This window comes from Paenibacillus sp. ACRRY, assembly GCF_022346995.1.
GTDB lineage: Bacteria > Bacillota > Bacilli > Paenibacillales > Paenibacillaceae > Paenibacillus.
Genome location: NZ_JAKRNM010000004.1, coordinates 96791 through 115855, shown reverse-complemented (window position 1 = coordinate 115855; position 19065 = coordinate 96791). Strand labels below are relative to the sequence as shown.

Annotated in this window: 15 protein-coding genes; 6 read left to right on the top strand and 9 right to left on the bottom strand. The window is 47.4% G+C overall.

Annotated features, from left to right (window positions below):
• Nucleotides 1-30 precede the first annotated feature (30 nt).
• Both MH144_RS16570 and MH144_RS16565 read right to left on the bottom strand, forming a co-directional pair.
• The gene (locus MH144_RS16570) at nt 31-417 is read right to left on the bottom strand and encodes an iron chaperone (RefSeq protein ID WP_239302334.1); all 387 of its coding nucleotides are present in this window, start codon (nt 415-417) and stop codon (nt 31-33) included.
• 51 nt (nt 418-468) lie between these two features.
• Nucleotides 469-1164, bottom strand: coding sequence for a M48 family metallopeptidase (locus MH144_RS16565; protein ID WP_239302333.1), 696 nt, complete (start codon nt 1162-1164; stop codon nt 469-471).
• Between the two features lie 139 nt (nt 1165-1303).
• Here MH144_RS16565 and MH144_RS16560 point away from each other — a divergent pair, with 139 nt between their 5' ends.
• Nucleotides 1304-2071, top strand: a complete 768-nt coding sequence (locus MH144_RS16560; RefSeq protein WP_239302332.1) for a GNAT family N-acetyltransferase — start codon at nt 1304-1306, stop codon at nt 2069-2071.
• Nucleotides 2072-2165: 94 nt separating this feature from the next.
• Here the strand turns inward: MH144_RS16560 and MH144_RS16555 are convergent, their stop codons facing one another.
• The 3 genes from MH144_RS16555 to MH144_RS16545 all read right to left on the bottom strand — a co-directional run bounded on the left by MH144_RS16555 (nt 2166) and on the right by MH144_RS16545 (nt 5934).
• A complete protein-coding gene (locus tag MH144_RS16555; protein WP_239302331.1) occupies nt 2166-2801 on the bottom strand; it encodes a 2'-5' RNA ligase family protein in 636 nt (211 codons plus the stop codon).
• A gap of 110 nt (nt 2802-2911) precedes the next feature.
• Nucleotides 2912-5293 carry a GH36-type glycosyl hydrolase domain-containing protein gene (locus tag MH144_RS16550; RefSeq protein WP_239302330.1) on the bottom strand — a complete coding sequence of 794 codons (2382 nt, stop codon included), beginning with the start codon at nt 5291-5293 and terminating at the stop codon, nt 2912-2914.
• 221 nt (nt 5294-5514) lie between these two features.
• Nucleotides 5515-5934 (bottom strand): ester cyclase, encoded by a 420-nt coding sequence (locus MH144_RS16545; protein ID WP_239302329.1) that lies wholly within the window; start codon nt 5932-5934, stop codon nt 5515-5517.
• A 286-nt stretch (nt 5935-6220) separates the two neighbouring features.
• Here MH144_RS16545 and MH144_RS16540 point away from each other — a divergent pair, with 286 nt between their 5' ends.
• Nucleotides 6221-8686 (top strand): transglutaminase domain-containing protein, encoded by a 2466-nt coding sequence (locus MH144_RS16540; RefSeq protein ID WP_239302328.1) that lies wholly within the window; start codon nt 6221-6223, stop codon nt 8684-8686.
• 95 nt (nt 8687-8781) lie between these two features.
• Here MH144_RS16540 and MH144_RS16535 read toward each other — a convergent pair whose 3' ends face one another.
• Nucleotides 8782-9684: an SDR family oxidoreductase gene (locus MH144_RS16535; protein ID WP_095360984.1), complete on the bottom strand. Its 903-nt coding sequence runs from the start codon at nt 9682-9684 to the stop codon at nt 8782-8784.
• A 315-nt stretch (nt 9685-9999) separates the two neighbouring features.
• Here MH144_RS16535 and MH144_RS16530 point away from each other — a divergent pair, with 315 nt between their 5' ends.
• Nucleotides 10000-11016, top strand: coding sequence for a MerR family transcriptional regulator (locus MH144_RS16530; RefSeq protein ID WP_239302327.1), 1017 nt, complete (start codon nt 10000-10002; stop codon nt 11014-11016).
• 26 nt (nt 11017-11042) lie between these two features.
• Here MH144_RS16530 and MH144_RS16525 read toward each other — a convergent pair whose 3' ends face one another.
• The gene (locus tag MH144_RS16525) at nt 11043-12557 is read right to left on the bottom strand and encodes an alpha/beta hydrolase family protein (protein WP_239302326.1); all 1515 of its coding nucleotides are present in this window, start codon (nt 12555-12557) and stop codon (nt 11043-11045) included.
• 223 nt (nt 12558-12780) lie between these two features.
• Nucleotides 12781-14160, bottom strand: a complete 1380-nt coding sequence (locus tag MH144_RS16520) for an amino acid permease (RefSeq protein ID WP_239302325.1) — start codon at nt 14158-14160, stop codon at nt 12781-12783.
• Between the two features lie 216 nt (nt 14161-14376).
• Between MH144_RS16520 and MH144_RS16515 the strand changes: the two genes are divergently transcribed.
• The 3 genes from MH144_RS16515 (at nt 14377) to MH144_RS16505 (ending at nt 17831) form a co-directional block, all read left to right on the top strand.
• Nucleotides 14377-16278 carry an AraC family transcriptional regulator gene (locus tag MH144_RS16515; protein ID WP_239302324.1) on the top strand — a complete coding sequence of 634 codons (1902 nt, stop codon included), beginning with the start codon at nt 14377-14379 and terminating at the stop codon, nt 16276-16278.
• 161 nt (nt 16279-16439) lie between these two features.
• On the top strand, nt 16440-16805 hold the full coding sequence (locus MH144_RS16510; RefSeq protein WP_239302323.1) for a DUF6713 family protein: 366 nt from the start codon (nt 16440-16442) through the stop codon (nt 16803-16805).
• Between the two features lie 33 nt (nt 16806-16838).
• Entirely contained in the window at nt 16839-17831 is a 993-nt protein-coding gene (locus MH144_RS16505) for a DUF4003 family protein (protein ID WP_239302322.1), read from the top strand.
• A 102-nt stretch (nt 17832-17933) separates the two neighbouring features.
• Here MH144_RS16505 and MH144_RS16500 read toward each other — a convergent pair whose 3' ends face one another.
• Nucleotides 17934-18923, bottom strand: coding sequence for a phosphotransferase enzyme family protein (locus MH144_RS16500; protein ID WP_239302321.1), 990 nt, complete (start codon nt 18921-18923; stop codon nt 17934-17936).
• Between the last annotated feature and the right edge of the window lie 142 nt (nt 18924-19065).

Below are 19065 nucleotides of genomic sequence, written 5' to 3'. Positions count from 1 at the left end.
ATAGCGGTCTATCTATTTCTCAAATACAAGCTACTTCTTTCGTTTCTTCTCCGCGGCCTTCTCCACATTTTCCTTCACCCGAAATTCCACAATCCGGCGGATAAGCTCTTCCGGCAAGGGTTGATTCAGGGGAAACTGCACCGAGCCTTTAGCGCCTTTGTAGACGGAGAGTTCATCCCGGAATGCCTCGATTCCGCTGGGTGCAGGATAGAATCCAATATGGTTCTTATATGCGGCAAAATGGACCAGATTCCCATGCAGCGCATACGTTGGCATCTGGTAGCTGATCTTCTCCTCCGCATTCGGAGCCGCTTCGCGAATAATCTGTCTTAATGCCTGCAGTCTAACCTGTACATCCGGGGCGAACCCCGAAATATATTCATCGACCAGTACAGAATAATGGTTACCCTCAGCCATCCCGGACTCCTTCCACCACGATTCTTGGACTCGTGATATGAATTTATTTTTTCACAACGTCATGGCCCGGCCATTGCGCATCAAATAATCTTCCTTCGTCTTGTAGTCCGGCATGATCCTGCCAACGCGGCGCCAGAAGGAGCGATCGTGATTCATATGATGAATATGGCACAGCTCATGGATAATGACATAATCAATGACTTCCGGTGGTGCCATGGCCAGTCGATAGTTAAATGTGAGTTTTTTGTCCCAGCTGCAGCTGCCCCACTTGGTCGGGGATTCCACAATGTCTATGGACTTTGGCTTGACCTTCAGCTGCTGTTGGTATGGACCAATGCGTTCACCAATGATCCTCTTACACTCGGCAAAATAAAACTTCTTCAGATTCGCCCGCAGCTCATCCTCGGACAACCCTTCAACCTTAATTAACTCATGCAGTGCATATTCCTCGCCCAGAAACAAAAACTTCCCGCTGCCTTCTTCCTCGTAGTCTTTGGCCTGCGGTCCTTCCAGGGCGTGCTGCATAAGCGCCGATTTCTTCAATATGCTCTCACCATGCTGCTCTACAAGCTGCTGAATGATCTCATCGCTCGTGCCATTAGGTGCCTTAATCGTTACCATGTAGGGCAGGTCCATCGTGATGGAAACCTTCTTGCCTTTGCCATATACCACATGGCATTGAATGATGTGTTCGTTTAGTTTAATCGTTAGCATACTGTGCTCCGCTTCTTTTTTTAATCCATTCATTACGATTGTATATCATCCTAAGGTAATCTGCACAAACAACACATGCATATTTGTTAAATAAAACTGTATTATTATTCATAATTTTGTATTATTATTTAAAACATACTGAACTCAGTCTCATATAAACGGAGGACACCGCATGAAGCAGATCACTGAGATGGACCACAAAATCATTGAGGAATTATCCCTCAATCACTGGCAGTCCTTGTCTACCTTGTTCTATGATGGATGGATTTTACGTTTTGCCAACGGATACACGAAGCGCGCCAACTCCATACAACCCATCTATGATTCTACCCACGATGTATTTGCCAAGATAGACGAGTGCGAGCGAATCTACACTTCCAACCAGCTGAGTACCATTTTCAAAATCACACCGTTTAGCCAGCCGGATCACTTGGATCAGCTTCTGCAGGACAGAGGGTATTCCCTTGTGGATCACACCAACATGCAGGTGCGCAGTCTGGAAGAGCTGAAGGAACCGGAGTACCCTTTTGTACAAATCGATGAACAGTTGACCCAGGAGTGGCTGGATCACTTTTGCCGATTGAATCAAGTACATGAAGGGAAGCGGGAAACCATGACACAGATGCTGTCCAACATCCGTACAAGCACGGGTTTCATTTCACTCTCGGTTGATGGGCAAGTCGTGGCCTGTGGGCTGGGCGTTGTCGAGCGTGGCTACATTGGCTTGTATGATATCATTACGGATGCCGCATACCGGAATCGCGGGTTCGCTGAACAGATGATATTACATCTCTTGCATTGGGGGAGAAAACAAGGTGCCACATCCAGCTATCTGCAGGTTGTAGCCAGTAACGCTCCCGCTATAAAGCTCTACGCCAAACTGGGCTATTCGAAAATCTACTCGTATTGGTATAGAGTTAAGGCATTCCACGAATCTTGATCCTCAATTCTAATGGTGATTTTTCAGCTAGGACAACCTCCTTGTTGAGTAAGGCGGTTGTCTTGGGAGGCGATACTTTGGCAGTATGGTAATTCTATACAAAGCGCAAAGCTTTCGTATATATAGATGGTGATTTTATACATTTGCCATTCTCGTATATAGCTTTGATTACTGTTATTTCATTAATAGTAGCATGTAGTGTTTCAATTCTTTTGGTGCAGTAAACCATCGCTTCTTTTAAATTCTCATCGTTTAATCTGTTTGCTATTGTACAGTGAGGTATCCAAATATTGGGGAGATATTGAGACTCAGCATTCATTCGGTATTTTTCAAAGAAATGGTGATAATTAGCATGAAACGTTAAAAATTCTTGGGAAGGAACAGGGGCAAGGAATACAATTCCTGAATTCAAAAAAGTCCCTATTGAGTTCAGAGTGATCGAAAGCTGTTTTTTAGATTCATAAAAGCAGTCAAAATCACTTATGAATTTGTCGATATCTACGTCAGAGTCATAACCTGCTATGGTAATATGAGGTCGTCTATCCTGTACTTCTTCTGCATACCTGGAAACTGCATTATCACTTAATTCTTTCCAAACCTGCTTAATATAGAGCTCTGTATCCTGGTCAAAATGAGCAACTACTCCGTACAAGTCCATAACCCCCTCCATAACTATAAACCCTTGCAAAGGAGAGTATTCAACGGCATCATTGAGCAATCCTGCCCGCATATCATCTCCGAATGGAATTACCACCTTCGCTATAGAGCATTGGTTCCCAATAATTGAATGCAAAAATGCCTTTCTTAAATAACAAGAAAGGCATTTCATATTTTCTATCCTTATGATATAGGAAGCTTGACCAGTACCTCGTATGACTTGCCAGCCTGGATATCCTTAATCATGTCTCCTTCGATCAATTGACCGTTAACATACACTTCGGTCTTTCGGACAGCCGCATCCCGTCTCATCTCCACCTGCAGCTCGGCACCACGGAACAACCTGGTCACGGAAGCCTTATCCCATTCCGCAGGTAATTGCGGACGAACGAGCAACCCTTCGGCGTGACCCTGCAATCCGAACAGTCCATCGATCAGGCAGCGATACACCCAAGGTACCGTACCCGTGTTGAACAGGTGGCTGGAGCGCCCGGCTGTACGTGGATATTGTCTGTAGGCCCCGCGATAATAATTGGGGATGAATACAGGTAACTGCCCCCGCTGGAGGATATCTTCGGTATCGGGACCCGGAATCATTTTGCGAAGGAGACGGTAGGCGTTCTCCTTTTCCCCCACCAAATACAGTGCATAGATATAGAACGCAGCCGCATGGTTGTAGACCGCTCCATTCTCGGCGCTGCCCGGATGTTTTTGCGTGACCCGGCCCACATCTTCCCGCATGGCGGTGAAAGACGGTGCCAGTTTCTCCACACCATATGGCGTCTCCAACTGCTCCTCCACTGCCCGGATCAGCTTCTTCCGCTTCTCATCATCGGCCGCGCCGCTCATCAGCGCCCAACCCTGAGGATTAATATAGATGCGTCCTTCCTTATCCTTGCTGATGCCAAAAACGACATTATCATCCGTTATTCCGCGTGCATACCATTCGCCATCCCACAGATACTCGTTCGCTACAGCATTGGTCCGGTCAGCTTCCTCACGGAATTGCTTCGCTGTTTCGGTATGCCCGGCCTGCTCGGAAATATCCGCCCATACTTTGAACGCATACGCCGTTGCAATGGTCAGCCAGCCGGATACCCCTTTGCCCTTATAACCCACCATGTTCATCGGATCACACCAGTCGCCTTGATTAATGAAGTTGAGGCCGCGATGGTCACGATCCTGAATCAGCCAGCGCATGGCCAGATTCATATGCTCCAGCACAGAGGCTTTCTCTTCACTGTCGGCAAATGCAACCTGCTCCTCCAAAATGCTGTAATCATTCGTCTCATCCAGATACGTACGCATACAGACCGGAAGCCAGATACAATGGTCCGTATGAGGAACCTGGTTGATGTATTTGAGCTCAGCATCCGGGTGCAAAATGATTCCATCCGGCATCGCGCCGCTTGCATGCTGCTGAGCCAGGGCTGTCAGGAAGGATTCACGCGCGATCCCCGGCTGAATATAACTCATGCCCATGTTATCCTGCAGATAGTTCCGGGTCTGCGGATCAGTCGTCAAGCGGTTCGTTTTGCCGTGGTAATACATTTGGCGTGGCAGCCAGTGGTTTACAAAATTATTCAATCCGTCATCCGGGGTCTGGATCTGGATATTTCCCTGTCCTTCTGCAACGTAAGCCGCATATTCCTGTTCAGCCAAGGCAAAGCCATCCAATCCTTCATGATCCCGCTTGATAAAATACTGCTGCCGGATGCGTTCGATCTCTGCCTCATCATGAGCCGGGCCAAAGATAAACCGGTATTCCCGCTCAGCCCCAGCTTCGAGCTCCAACCTGTACTGAAGGACAGCGACAGGTGTCTCATACCTTGCATCCCCGCCCTCCAAGGTGTCCAGCTGCAATGCCGATGGAGCATGAAGGCCGCCTTCGCCCTCGAAACGCTCGTGATTCACTTCCCATGAAGCAGGCTTGCGATCCGCAAGCAGGTAGGTCTTGTCGCTGTAATTTTTGACTTTGGCATAGTCCTGATATTTCTGATACGGCGTAATGGACGAGCAGACGATTCCCTGCAACTCATCCACGTATTCACCGGATTGATTCATCCATGACATATAACCAACCGTGAAATACGGATACATGCTTAGCTTGCGTTTATGAGAGGAAAGGTTCTTCACCTTCACTTGCCACAGCTCCATGGCATCCGCTTTGGGCAGACGCAGGCTCATCTCAATAGAAATGTCATCGCTTACAACATTCCAGCGAATATCGTGTTTACCCACGGCGAATGTATAGCTGTCCGCCTGTTTTCGCACCGGCTCATACGGAGCTGAGAAAATATTTCCGCCTACTTCATCTTTGATGTAGACAAATCTCCCCGGATGATGCGCATAATACGGCTGCTCGGGCTGCATAAATGTCTTCGCTTCCAGATTGGGCGCATGCGAGTACTTGGCAGGCTCCGGCTGCATGAATTGGGCCACAGCATATCCGCGGCAATTCATATGGATCATCATCTTTTCGTTCCATAGGAATCCGGAAGCCTTGGGCATACTTGTCGGACTGGTCAGCTCGTAATATTCATTATCGTTCGTTGCTCTGATCATCACTGAACCTCTCTTTCGGGTTATAAAATTGGAATGACAGAAAACGTTTTAGTAACTTGTATACAACTTCATTCATTATAACACGGGAACGCTTACAGTCACGGATAAATGTTTAAAACTTCATGTAAATTAACCTGCTCAACGCATAAACTTCGAAAACATTCTATAAAAAATATAACTTCTGTAAGAAGGATCGAACTAACAAAAAAAGAGCTGATTTCTCAGCTCTTATTGCGCTCCAATTGTTTTTCAATACCCAGCCTGTCAATCTGAATCCAATATTCTGCAATCCGCTCATTTTCGACTCGATATACGGCACTGGCAATTTCAATCACGGGCAGATGGGTTGGTGCATAACCGTCCACTTCCCCAATATGAATACCGGCTTGTCTCCAGCGCACATACACTTTATTGCCCTGTGCGATCAGTTCCTGAATCGCAAGTGAGAATTCACCGTAAGCCTGAATCATCTCTCTTACATGATCCGCATATTCGGAAGGTGTCCTGTTTACAGTCACTTCTTCTTCCGATATTACCTGATGGGCCAGCACCTGTTCTGCCATCAATGTATCTGCATAATCTAGATTGCGACCTGACCGTACCTCCTCGAAAAAGGCTCTGACAATCTGTTCTGGGGTCATTCCATGCACTCCATTCACGTTGGATTCTCTGCCACATCTAAAATGCAGGCTTCTATCTTCCCTTATTCTAACATCCATTCCATGGTCGGAGATCAATCTGTTCTACTGTTCTGCAGGACTATTTTCCCTATTACCACACCTTGACAATGAGACTATATAACCATAAACTAGCAAAAGACTTTAGGTAATTAATAGGAGGTTTTGCTGATAAGAGGATTCAGATTGATTTTTACCATAAATGATAATGTCAGGTGTATGAACAAGAAAAACCAGAGAGCGGTGTATCATGAAACGTCTATTTGTAATGTTGTTTGCCCTCACTCTGCTGCTGGCTGGATGCCAGAGCAATGACAAGGAGAGCAGTCCAAGCGACAATAATCCCACAGAAACTTTAGAAGGCTCTACCATATTAAGTTTGAAGCAAAAATACGGCTCCGAATCAAGCCCATCGATTATGCCCATGTATAACGTAGCTCAAGACGAAGAATTCCAGTTTACATTTAAGGCTGACCTAAAAACCAGTCGTCTACAAGCAAGTGACATGATTAGTGTACATACGGATATTAAAGCCCTGGAAGCAAGTAAAGTCTATGCCATACCGGAAATCAATGATAATAGCATTTCGATCAAACCCCTCGGATGGGGTGTATTAAGCTCAGAGAAGCTGAAAGCACAAGCACAAAATACATGGGGTGGTGCTCCCATCTATTACATTCGTCTGAACTATAATCCAGATGCTGAGAAACTGACACCACTTGATCAACCCATGATTATTCCTTTTACAGTAAAATCCGAGTTGCCTGTTCCGAATCTTAAGTATGAGATCGACAAGGATAAACGGTTTACGCTTACCTGGGACAAGGTAGAGGGCGCAACAGAGTACAAAATCTATAATCGGGCCGATCGAACCGTTATTTTTGAAACAAACAATGTTCCCCTGCAAGGGGCAGAGAAAGCCTACAATGGAAGCAATCCGCTGGTCGTAGCAACGACAACCGAGACATCATTTAATGATTTCAATGAGGATGGCAAAGGCGGCCTTGGTATCATGAATGAACTAACGACATCCTATCAGAACCATGGCATGAAGGGTGAATACTACGTCACCGCTGTCAGTGGGGACAAGGAATCGAATTTCAGTAACGGTGTAGCTACTGCTCCTCTCTCTAACCAGCTACCCATGGCTCTAAAAGAACAGCTCTATATGAAGAAACTGAAGAGCACGAACGAACTGCCTAGAACAACAAGTATTGAGCACATCGACGGTTCCTTCTCCCAAGGAACAATTGTCTATGATACTGCGGATGTAGACATCTCGGAGTTCAATGAGACGAACATTCCTTTTCATATCAAAGGAACCGCTCTTAAGAGCTACGTACGGGTAGAATCTGTAACCCAAGACGACTTGGCCAAACTGGATCAACAAACGGTCGCGGAGTCCAGTAACGGACTGGTTGAGCCAAAAAATGACACACCTTACGTGCCTGCACCTGATGTGCCAACCATCATTAGCAATAATGATGCGCCTGCATCGGAGACTGCAACAGAATCTACGCCTGAAGAGTCTACAACGGCTGCTATTCCAGCACCTGAAGATGAAGTGGACACGATTACTGAAGAAGGTTCTGAACAAGCACCTGCCTCTAACCCTGAAACGAATGAAGCAAACCTGGTGGACGAACAGAAATCGAACACACAGCAGAATGTTGAAGAAGGCAACCAGGAAACCGTTCCTGAACCGGCTGCAGGTGATAAACTCATCAATGCGGATTCTGCACTGGAAGAAGTGCTGGCCAAAAACATGATTGCAGCTGAAGATCAAATCTCATTGAAAGCTTTTCCCGAAGCCCAAAATTTCACGACACTCTCGGATGTTGTCCTGAAAGTAATGTATCAGAATCCATTGATTCTCGGCGTCGAAGGTTTCGAATACAACTATGGTACATTGACACTCTCCATTCATTACAATGAACCTGCAGATGTCATCCAGAAGAAACAAGGCGAGATTATTGCCAAAGCAAACGAAGTTGTTGCTTCCATCATTAAGGATGGCATGAAGGATGATGAGAAACGAAAAGCCATCTACGATTATTTGAACGATAATGCGAAGTATGACGATGCGGCCCTGGAAAGTGCGGAGCAAAATAACTTCAAAAATGTGGAGGCTCAGTTTAACGACTCATTTACCACCTATGGTATCCTGGTCAAAGGGGTTGGTGTTTGCGCCAGCTATGCCTCCGTCTACAAGTTGCTCTCCGATCTGTCCGGATTGGACAGCATTGTCGTAACGGGAGCATCCAGTGGTGTTCCTCATGCGTGGAACAAGGTCAAAATTGGCGATGAATGGTTCCATGTGGATGCCACGAACAACCTGACCAACTCCGGTATTCCCTACTTCCTATACAATGCAAACGATGAGACGGCTGCAAGTCAGGAAACGATAGCGGATAAAGATTACTGGATCGATTCCGAACTCGACCTGTTTCATGGTGAAAGTGATGCGAATGACTATTATGTGCAAAATGAACTCGAAGTCGCTTCGGTCAATGAATATAAAACGAAGACGGAGAGTGAACTGAAAAATGGGGAGAAACGGGTTATTCTGAGATTTGCCTCCCCTATTAACTCTGATGAATTAATGACAGCGGCAGGCGAAGCACTTGCTGCGGTGGATGAAGCCCTGCTGAACACGGCACAACTGGCAACGCTGGGCAGTTACACGATTCTGGAAACCAATCCGGAACCAAAATAAAAACCAAAACACAAAGAACTCCATCCCCCCTATCGGGGATGGAGTTCTTTGCTTAACAAATGCTAATCAATTGGGGGCCCATTTATGGCCTCCTATTATGGACTAACCGTACCACCATTGGCATTCAGTGTCTCACCGCTCACGTAACTGGATTCCTGACTCGCCAGGAATACAAAGGCAGGTGCCATCTCGGCAGGTTGTCCTGCACGACCAAGTGGTGTGTTGGAGCCGAAACTAGCAAGCTTCTCGACGGGTTGTCCGCCAACCACCTGAAGTGGTGTCCATACCGGACCTGGCGCAACAACGTTCACACGAATGCCTTTGCTGCCGACCTGCTGGGCCAGTGCTTTGCTGAACGTGTTGATGGCCGCCTTCGTCGTTGCATAATCCAGCAGGATTGGTGAAGGACTGTACGCCTGAATGGACGACGTATTGATGATGGAGCTGCCTGGTTTCATATGTTTTACAGCTGCTTTGCAGAGCCAGAACATGGAGTACACATTCGTTTTGAATGTCGCATCGAATTGCTCTGTAGTCAGATCTGCAATCTGTTCCACAAACTGCTGTTTACCTGCCACGTTGGCAAGGATATCGATCCCGCCAAGCTCCTTAACGGCAGACTCAATGAGCTGCTCGCAATAGTTCTCATCCTTCAGGTCACCGGGAATCGCAACAGCCTTACGGCCTGCTTCTTCAATCAGCTGTACCACTTCTTTGGCATCCGCTTCTTCTTCAGGAAGATAAGACAGCACAACATCCGCGCCTTCACGGGCAAAAGCAATCGCCGCCGCGCGGCCAATCCCGCTGTCTGCACCGGTCACTACGGCTTTACGTCCAGTCAGACGTCCGCTGCCTTTGTAGCTCTTTTCGCCTGCATCAGGCACAGGTGTCATCTCGCGCTGAAGTCCTGGCTCTTCCTGCTGCTGTTTCCATTCTGATGTTGCCTTCGGATATTGTGTTGTCGGATCTTGTACAGTATGCTGGTCTTGATTAGCCATGTTCAATTCCTCCTCGGGGAAATTTACAAGTGGTCACTACGATCACAGAACAACCTTACGATCGCTGTTATCCCCAGATTTCTTTATCTCCCCTTTATTAAGGGGGAAATCCGGGGATAAAGGCGAACACTCCGTTTCTCCAGGTTATTTCTGCTCTCTTCGTGAACGTGTAAATTTCAATTTATTTATAGTTGGGTTTCATAAAAGTTGCACTCTTTTCTTTGTAACCGAGATGGATGGAATTTAAACTGAGCTTGACCATTTCCTTATGGCAGCTGCTGTACAATTGAATCTCCAGTAACTGGAGGTTATATAATGGATCATGAGGTGATTTTATTGGATTCAAATCACGGTTCTAATCAACATACCTATTCGATCGGCGAAGCCGCCAAAATGATTGGTTCCACCGTTAAAACGATCCGTTATTACGACGAGATCGGACTGGTTCATCCCTCTCTGCACACGGAAGGCGGCCACCGTCTCTACACCCCCCAAGACCTGTGGCGACTGGAGCTAATCACAACGCTTCGCTATCTGAATTTCGGCATACCGGATATTCGCAAGCTCATGTCTGGTGAACTGGGTGTCTCGCAGGCGCTGGACCTGCAGATTGAAGCGCTTGAGACCCAGATCGGCACGCTGAATTCCATGCTCTCCATTTTGCAGCAAGCCAAGCAGCATGAAGCCGAAGCTCCATTGCATGCAGGTCAATCTCTCAGCTATGTATCCAGCCTGGTGGATTCGCTTACGGCCCATGCCAAGAAACGCAAACAGTTCGTGTCTGCCAAAATGGAAGAATCCCATCTCCTGGACGGAATTCCGCAGGAATGGAGAGTTTCATTCTTGCATTTCTTTGATAAATACTTGATGAAAGATACCAAAATGTCTGCCGAGCAAACGATGGCCTGGAACGAAATTCAGGAAATCATTAATGATCCGGATTATTTTGCCGATCTGGCGCGACTCGAACTCCCCTTCTTCACGATGGCGAACCATCCACAGGTTGAGGCGGAAGTCTGGGTGAAGAAAATGGAGGAAATCCGCGTCCGGGCCACCGAGGCATTGTCCAAGCAATGGCCGCCAGACAGTCCTGCGGTTCAGGCGATCGTGCAGGATTTTGTCATGTTGTACGCAAGTAATGAGCATACCGGAGACCCGGAAGCTTTTTTCCGAACTCAGGCTCAGTACATGCTGGACTCTGTTACGGAGCGCATCCTCCGCTTTAACAGGCTGTGTACGGTGGTGAACCCCGAGTGGAGTGAGATCGTCGACGGGATTAACCTGCTTCAGGAAGGCATGCGGCTGCGGTTACAACAAATGGAAGAAGACTGAAGTCCAGTCTCCTTCCATTTAACCGTTTATCCCTTTTTCAACGAATAGGATTCATGTTCTCCCACGTTACTATCCATCCGCAGCGGTTGTCCTTTCAGGTAGTGATTAAAAAAGTCGATGGTTGTATCATTTATCAACTGTTGTGCCTCATGCGCATCTACACCCTGGGACCATTCCAGAATAGGAGATATCAAATAGAGGTCAGAGAAACTCAGATGTTTGGTGTTATTCAGTTCCATCCAGTAGTTCCCTTCTGCCGTTACCGGCTCATAGCGTGCGTATACTTCCTCATAGTATTTCTCGGCTTCCGGACGGGTCGTGCCCATGGCAGCGATCTCTTCGTCACTCATGATGCTTGTTCCTGCAACTGTTGTGTCTGCACTCATCATCAGGAACGGTTTGCCAACTCCTTCAGCAGGAATGCGTTTCTCGCCAAAAAGTACCCCATCCATATTCATGCCTGCCTTGAGGCGCGGATCATCCATCAACATCTGTACCGTCGTTGCCCCGCCAAATGAATGCCCGAACATGCCCATGTTGTCCAGATCCATGTGACCGGTAAAACGTCCGCTCGGATCATTCGCAGCCAATTTCTCCACCTCATCCAGTACAAATTGCGCATCCTTCACCCAGGTCTCATTAAGCTTGTCCATATAACTGAATTGCAGCTGTTCGAAGCCCTTTTTACCCTCCGATTCAAACTGAGCCACCCGTCCATCCGAAAATACGGATACCAAACTGCTGTAGGTGTGATTAATGCCAACGACAATGTAACCCTGACTAACAAGCTGCTCCACCTGGAACGTATTCTGATTTTCGTAGCCATGCAGACCATGAGAGAAAAGGATTACCGGATACTTGGCTTCCGCATCCGATAACGATGCTTCCTGTATTGCATGAGTTTGGACCTGGCCCAAACTTGAGAATAACAGCTTCGGCAGCTGCAGCACTTCATTGAAGGCTGTTGCATAAACCGCTGGATCGTTTACATACGGAGCTGTTTTCCCCTTGGCATCGGGATCTGTTGGATACCAGATCTGTACCATCAGCTCCCTTTGGTCTCCGGCGGTACTCGTCAGCAATTCCTCCCGGCTATTGTCCGTCCAATCATAGGAGACTGTGCCGATACCATAAGGACCTGTTGGTTTTTCAAACGAAAATACCGGAAATAGAAGCGGCAGACCTACCGCAACCGCTGCATACACCAGTACCAGCAACGATGCTGTAATGGCCCTTACACGACCAGACTTTCGCGCTGCAGAAGCAGTTGAACGGGCAGCACGTTTACCTTTTTCCGAGATCACACCTACACGCCGATGCCGTCTTGCTTCTGTGATTACAACAACCGCAGGAACCAGTGTCAGCAGGTATGCCGGGATCATCGGCCAGCGCATTCCCTCGACCAGACCATGGATCACCAGCAGGGCAGCCGATATAACCAGCCCTCCCCATACCCATTTCCGCGGTTTATTCCGTCCCCCGATCAACCACACCAGCATCATTACGTTGAAAATAAGATAAATCCATTCGATTGTCCTCATCTTGCTTATGCCCCCTTGTCTGCCGCAATGGAATTGATATGGATCGCGCAGCAGCTCTTCTAGTTCATATCCTAAAACCTCCAGTAACAGGAGATTCAAGAGGGAAATTTAGAGGACACAAAAAATGCACTCCCTGAATCGCATTGGATTACCCGAAGGTTCTCCGATGTGTTCAAGGAATGCATATACGATACGATGATATTACAATGTTACCATATTCAAATTAATGATCTTCTCTGCCCTCTACACGCTGCTTTTTCCCAATACCGAATATGAAATATCCGATTACCACGATGGCCATAAAGGTCGCACCCACAATTAGGGGCAAGCGTGTATCCGGGTTAAACGCCATCCCGATGATAACCAGGAGCAGATATACAATAATAATGTAGTTGCTGATGGGGAACCATTTGGACTTGAAGTTGTGTTCACCCATCTCATTACCCCAACGCTTTCTGAATCGGAACTGGCTGAAGGCGAGTGCGAACCAAGGCACCATCCCCGGAAGAACACTTGCACTGTAGATATACAGGAACAACTTGGAATCCGGCATCAGGTAGTTCAATATTACACCGATCAACAACAGGGAGATCGTAATGATGATACTGTTGCGAGGAACCCCGCCTTTGGACAGCTTTTTGAAGAAGGCAGGTGCCTGTCCATTCTCAGCAAGCGTATATAACATACGTCCCGCACTGTAAATTCCGCTGTTACACCCCGACATCGCCGCCGTGAGCACCACGAAGTTGATAATGCCCGCAGCAGCCACGATACCGACTTTGGCAAATGTGAGTACAAACGGGCTTCCCGTCTGTCCCACTTCGTTCCAGGGGTACAGTGTCACGATGACAAAGATGGCTCCTACATAAAAGATAAGGATACGCCATACGATATTTTTGATCGCTTTACGCAGCGTATGCTTCGGATTCTCCGCTTCCCCTGCCGTAATGCCGACCATTTCCACGCCCTGATAGGCTGCCGTTACGATACATAGAGCAAAAAGGAATCCTTTTATTCCTCCAGGGAAGAAGCCCCCATGACTCACCAGGTTCGATAATCCGATCGGCTGTCCACCGTTACCCAGACCGAAGAAGATTAAGCCGGTTCCGATCACGATCATGAACACAATGGCTGTTACCTTAATCATGGCGAACCAGAATTCAAACTCCCCGTAATATTTAACCGCAGCCAGATTCGCCGCCGCAATAATAAGCACACCAGCCAGTGCCGGCAGCCATTGTGGAATATCCGGGAACCAGTAGCCGACATAAATACCGATCGCCGTTACTTCCGCCATCCCCACCGTTACCCAGAGGAACCAGTAACTCCAGGCGGTCAGGAACCCGGCAAGCGGACTGATATATTTATGAGCAAATGTGGCAAAGGATCCGGTGACAGGCTCCTGAATCAACATTTCTCCCATAATACGCATGACAAAAAAGATAATGATCCCGGCCAGCAGATAGGCCAGCAGCACCGAAGGACCTGCCCATTTGATCGTACTCGCCGATCCCATGAACAATCCAACGCCGATTGTACCCCCGAGTGCAATCAGCTCAACGTGACGGGGCTTTAGCCCTCTAGATAGTTGCTTCGATTCCAAACGATTCTCCCCTTTTCTTGTGTGCAGCTTCGTGTTGTCAGAATTACATTTTCATGTTCACATTAACGCAATGCAGAATTACTTCACCAAATTGTACGAGATGTGCCGAAGAAATACAACAAGGAATGTAAGGAAGCGTTTGAAATGAGAATGATTATCATTTATAATAATGTACAAAAATAAATTAATGGCTTTCACTATGGATAGGAGGAGTTCATGGATTTTCCCACCTTGATGCAGCAATGGACTCAATCGTCCCTGAATATACTTGATGTTCGCTATACTCTGATCCCAGCGGCCCAATCTCTTCCACCCTATCGTCTTCCTGCGAACGGCTTCTACCTCATCTGCCAGGGGCAGGGAAGTCTTGTCATGAACCATACTTCCTACCTCGTCTCCCATAATCACGTGCTTCATGGAAGCAAAGGTATTCATGTTGAAATCATGACGAAGGAACCGATGGCATTCTATCTGATCTTGTACAAAACGGAACCGATTCAGACCGCAGCGCAGTCCCTTTCGGTGGAGCCTTCCACCCCTCGTTGGGCAGAGCCATTCGGCATGATTTCCAATTATCCGGCCGTTCTGCATCAGCATGCACGCAAGCTGTATGAAGCCTGGATGGATGGCGGAGAGTTGTCACGATTCAAGGCACGTGCCATCTTTCAATTATTTTTGCATGAGATTCTGCATCAACTGGATGATCAGTCTGCAGTGTCCGTCAAGCCGGATATGGTAGACCAGGCCATTCGATATATCGAAGAACATTACACCGAAGCCGTGACACTGGATCATCTCTCGCAAGCATTGAATTATAACGTGCAGTATTTGTCCCGAAGATTCAAAGCCAAGATGGGCCGCAGTCCCATTGATTACCTCATACATTTTCGAATGGAAAAGGCCATCCGGCTGCTCTTGGAAACAGATGCCACCATTCAGGAGATTGCACAGCGTGTTGGATATGCGGACTTGTTTTATTTTATTCGGCGGTTCAAAAAGCACACGGGTGTGGTTCCTGGACAATTCCGCAAGCTCGCTGCCACAGGGCAGTTATCACATGTTACATATAAGAGGTTCAAATCCTCCATATGGAATTCTCCGGCTCTCTCCTATACTGAAGAACGTAGCAACGCAGACGATCATTCAGGCAAGAAGGGAGATTCACTCGTGACCAGAGAATATAAAGCACCGCTAGCCGTAGCATTGCTCATGTGCATGATGATTATGCTCAGCGCTTGCGGGACCAGCATTCAACCATCCCAGGCAAGTCAGCCGTTAGAGTATCAGCATGATATGGGCACGACCAAGATTGAGGGTACACCTACCAAAATTGCTGCAGCCGATTATCGGATCCTGGATACGCTGTATGCCCTGGGCGTAAAACCACACGCGACCACCACATATGGCGGCTCTACGGTTCTGCCCTATATGGACGAAGCCGAGCAGAATGCAGGCATACTGCCCCTCGGAGACCGCATTAACCTTGAAGCAGCCCTAGAGAGCGAACCGGAGCTCATTATCGCCCGTCATATCGAACCCGAAGTTTATGAGCAATTAAGTAAAGTAGCTCCTGTCGTGGTGTTCCGGGGTGATGGTGATTGGCGGGAGGAAATGAAGGAGATTGCTGGCGTTGTCGGTAAACAAGCCGAAGCGGATACCTGGTTGGAGCAATATGATCTGAAGGCCGCACAAGTCAAACAGAACATTGCCAAGCAGGTTGGACCGGATGAGACATTCCTGTTCATGCGTATTCAAAAAGATGTGCAGGTAGCCAGCCCTAATGTTCATCTGGCCGCCACCCTGTCCAAGGATTTGGGACTGAAGTATGTACCTCAGCTGGCAAACATGAAGGATTCATATGAGAATTTGTCTCTTGAATCTCTACCGGAATTGAACCCAGACCATATCTTTATGACCATAGGCAAATCTACCGTGAGCCAGGACGATGAAGCGGAAAAGGTACTCGAAGATATGAAACAATCTGCCGTATGGAGCCATCTGAAAGCAGTACAAGCCGGCAATATCCATATCATGCCTCAATGGGTATTCGGTGATTATCCCAATATCAAGAACGAATCGCTTGAACTGGTAGAAGCTGCTTTGACCAAACAACCATAGGAGTTATACAGAAACAGAACACAATAACCCTCCCGCAATCTGGGAGGTTATTTTTGTGCTTTGGATATAGCCACATCGAAAAGTGACGTAACAGGCAACAGACTGGAACAATCTCGGGGCCCATTCGTATCTTCTATAAACACTTTAGTGGGAGGCTTTACATGCCTGACTTGTTACTGGTCTTGTTTTTGTTCAACCTGTCTCTATTTCTTCTGCACGAAATGGATGCGATCAGGCGGTCCGAGTGGAGATTATTTATCGTGTTGAAAGAGATGGAAGACGAGAAAGCTTATACATATTTCACATGGGTGCACCTGCCCATATACACCGTCATCCTCTCCCTGCTATTCAGTTCGTATCAGACGATTACGTTCTGGGTACTGGACATCTTTTTCATCATACATACGATATTGCATTTCTTATTTGAGAAGCACCCTCGCAATCAATTTAAAAATTCATTCTCAAGGTCATTCATCTACCCCATGGGAATTTTTGCTTTAATCCATTTGATTTTCCTAATAAACTAGGGGTAACAACTACTCATTTCGGGAGGTCTGCATATGGAACAGCAGCACGCAGCACGAGTCGAATTATTCGTTTCCAACGCACAGATCATCAAGAAGTCGTTCAAATGGCAAAATCCGATGATGCATCGCCTGGCGGCACTTCTCTATGCAGGCGAAAATAAAACTGCAGATGGCGAGGCCATTCGCCAAAGTCATGATCTGATGAAGCAAAATACAAACCTCTTTTCCGTATTCAGGGGCAATTCGGCTATCAGTATTGCCGCCATGCTCTCCCTTACCACGGATCAGGAGTCAAAACTGGCGGATACCCTGCATGTCTACGATCTGATGAAGCAGATCAAGTTTCGTCCTTCCGATTTCCTGGCCGTGGCCGCCTATCAGATTGCTGCCCAGGCAGCGCCTGACCAGTTTCAGTACACGGTGGAGCGTGCCAAGAATTTTTATGATCAGATGAAAGCAAAACACCGCTTCCTGACCGGACAGGATGACTACATTTTCGCAGCCATGCTGGCTCTCTCCGATCTGGATGTGGAATCCGGTGTGGCCCGCATGGAGCAGCTCTATCGTGAACTGAAGCCAGAGTTCTCCCCTGGCAACAGCGTGCAGGCATTGACTCAAGTATTGGTTCTTGGAGACAACAATCCTGAATCAAGCGCGCGTGTATTGGCATTACAGGAGGCGTTCCGTAAACGCAGCATACGCTTGGATAAAACGTATACCCTATCCTCCCTCGGAGTGTTCTCTCTGCTGCCTGTCAACCAAGACACACTGGTGGATCAGGTCCAAGAAACGTTTGACTGGCTGCGCGGTCAAAAGGGCTTCGGGGCATGGTCGATCACCAAACAGGAGCTGCTGCTATTCTCATCCGCCTTAGTGGCTGTTCAGCATGTTGAGAATCTGCGAAGCGGTGTGCTGACCACGACTCTCTCAACCAGCATCACCAACATTATCATCGCACAGCAGGCCGCCATGGCCTCCGCTGCCGCGGCATCGGCTGCTGCTGCCGCTTCATCATCTTCAAGCTGAGGTTCGCCAAGGCAGCTTATTATGAAAAGCCCCCTCTGATTGATTCAGAGGGGGCTTAAGATTATTCAAGATCAGTGTTGAACAATTACTCATCTTATGAAACTATATGATTCCCGCTTCTCGAAACTCCTCGATAAAACTATCCAGCCAATCATCACCATAATCCAGTGCACCCATATCATTTTCGATAAAAGCAACATCCAGACCCATGACCCAGAATCTGCGAGCGATAATGAACAGGTCCACCGCCTGCTCGTCCTCTGGAGAGAAGCTTCGTACCGAACGATAACCTGCCATGAGTGCATTCCATAATGCTGCTTTTTGCTCACCGGATTGTCTCTTTCTAGCCTTTACCTGAGCCAGATCGTAGGCACGCCAGCCTTTGGCTGCCCACTCCAGGTCATAATGCGTAAACGAGCCTCCCTGCTGAAAGGCATTATTGTTGCCATGCATATCGCCATGACACAGCCCCCATTCCAGACTATCGGCAGATGCTGTAATACGCTTCTTCAACTCCTGAGTAAACGCAACCAAAAATGGTGCTGCTTCATGCGACTCTCCGATATACGCCAGAATGCGCTCGAGCGGCTGATCAATCAGAAATGTTGTATCCAGCTCATATCTGGGCTGCTCCACTACCACCTGATCCATAGCCTTGTGCAGCTCTGCCGCAGATTGACCAAAAGCATAACAGGACTCCTCATCCTCCAGGTTGTTCTCGGCCCCTTCAATATAGCGGAACATCACGACCACGCGTTTGCCTTCCGGCGCATCCAGAACGGAGTAATCACGATTATCCTCTTTCTTCATGTAATCTCCAACATCTGCATGCACCGAAGAATTCAATATTGCTTTCAATTGAGATAGTACGGACAACTCCGTGATCACTTCTTCCTCCCCGATCTCGGCACGGTATACCCGAAGGATGTACAAGCCAGTGGACGTTTTTACCCGGTATGTATCATTCAATCCTCGCAGCCAAAACAAGCATTCTTCCCATTGACCCATATCATATTGATCTCTTAGAGCAAATTCCAAATATTTCGGGCTTAGAATAGAGCGCAATGCCATTGGTTGGTTAAAATTAAGCATATTGATGCTCCTTTGGTTTAATAATTTCTGTTACTCCTATCATTTAATATATAAGTTTCAGGTAAACATTGGAAGTAAAATGAAGCAGAAGTGTACCTTAGCAAGCTCGTCCATCATTCACCCCGACACGATGCTTACTGAC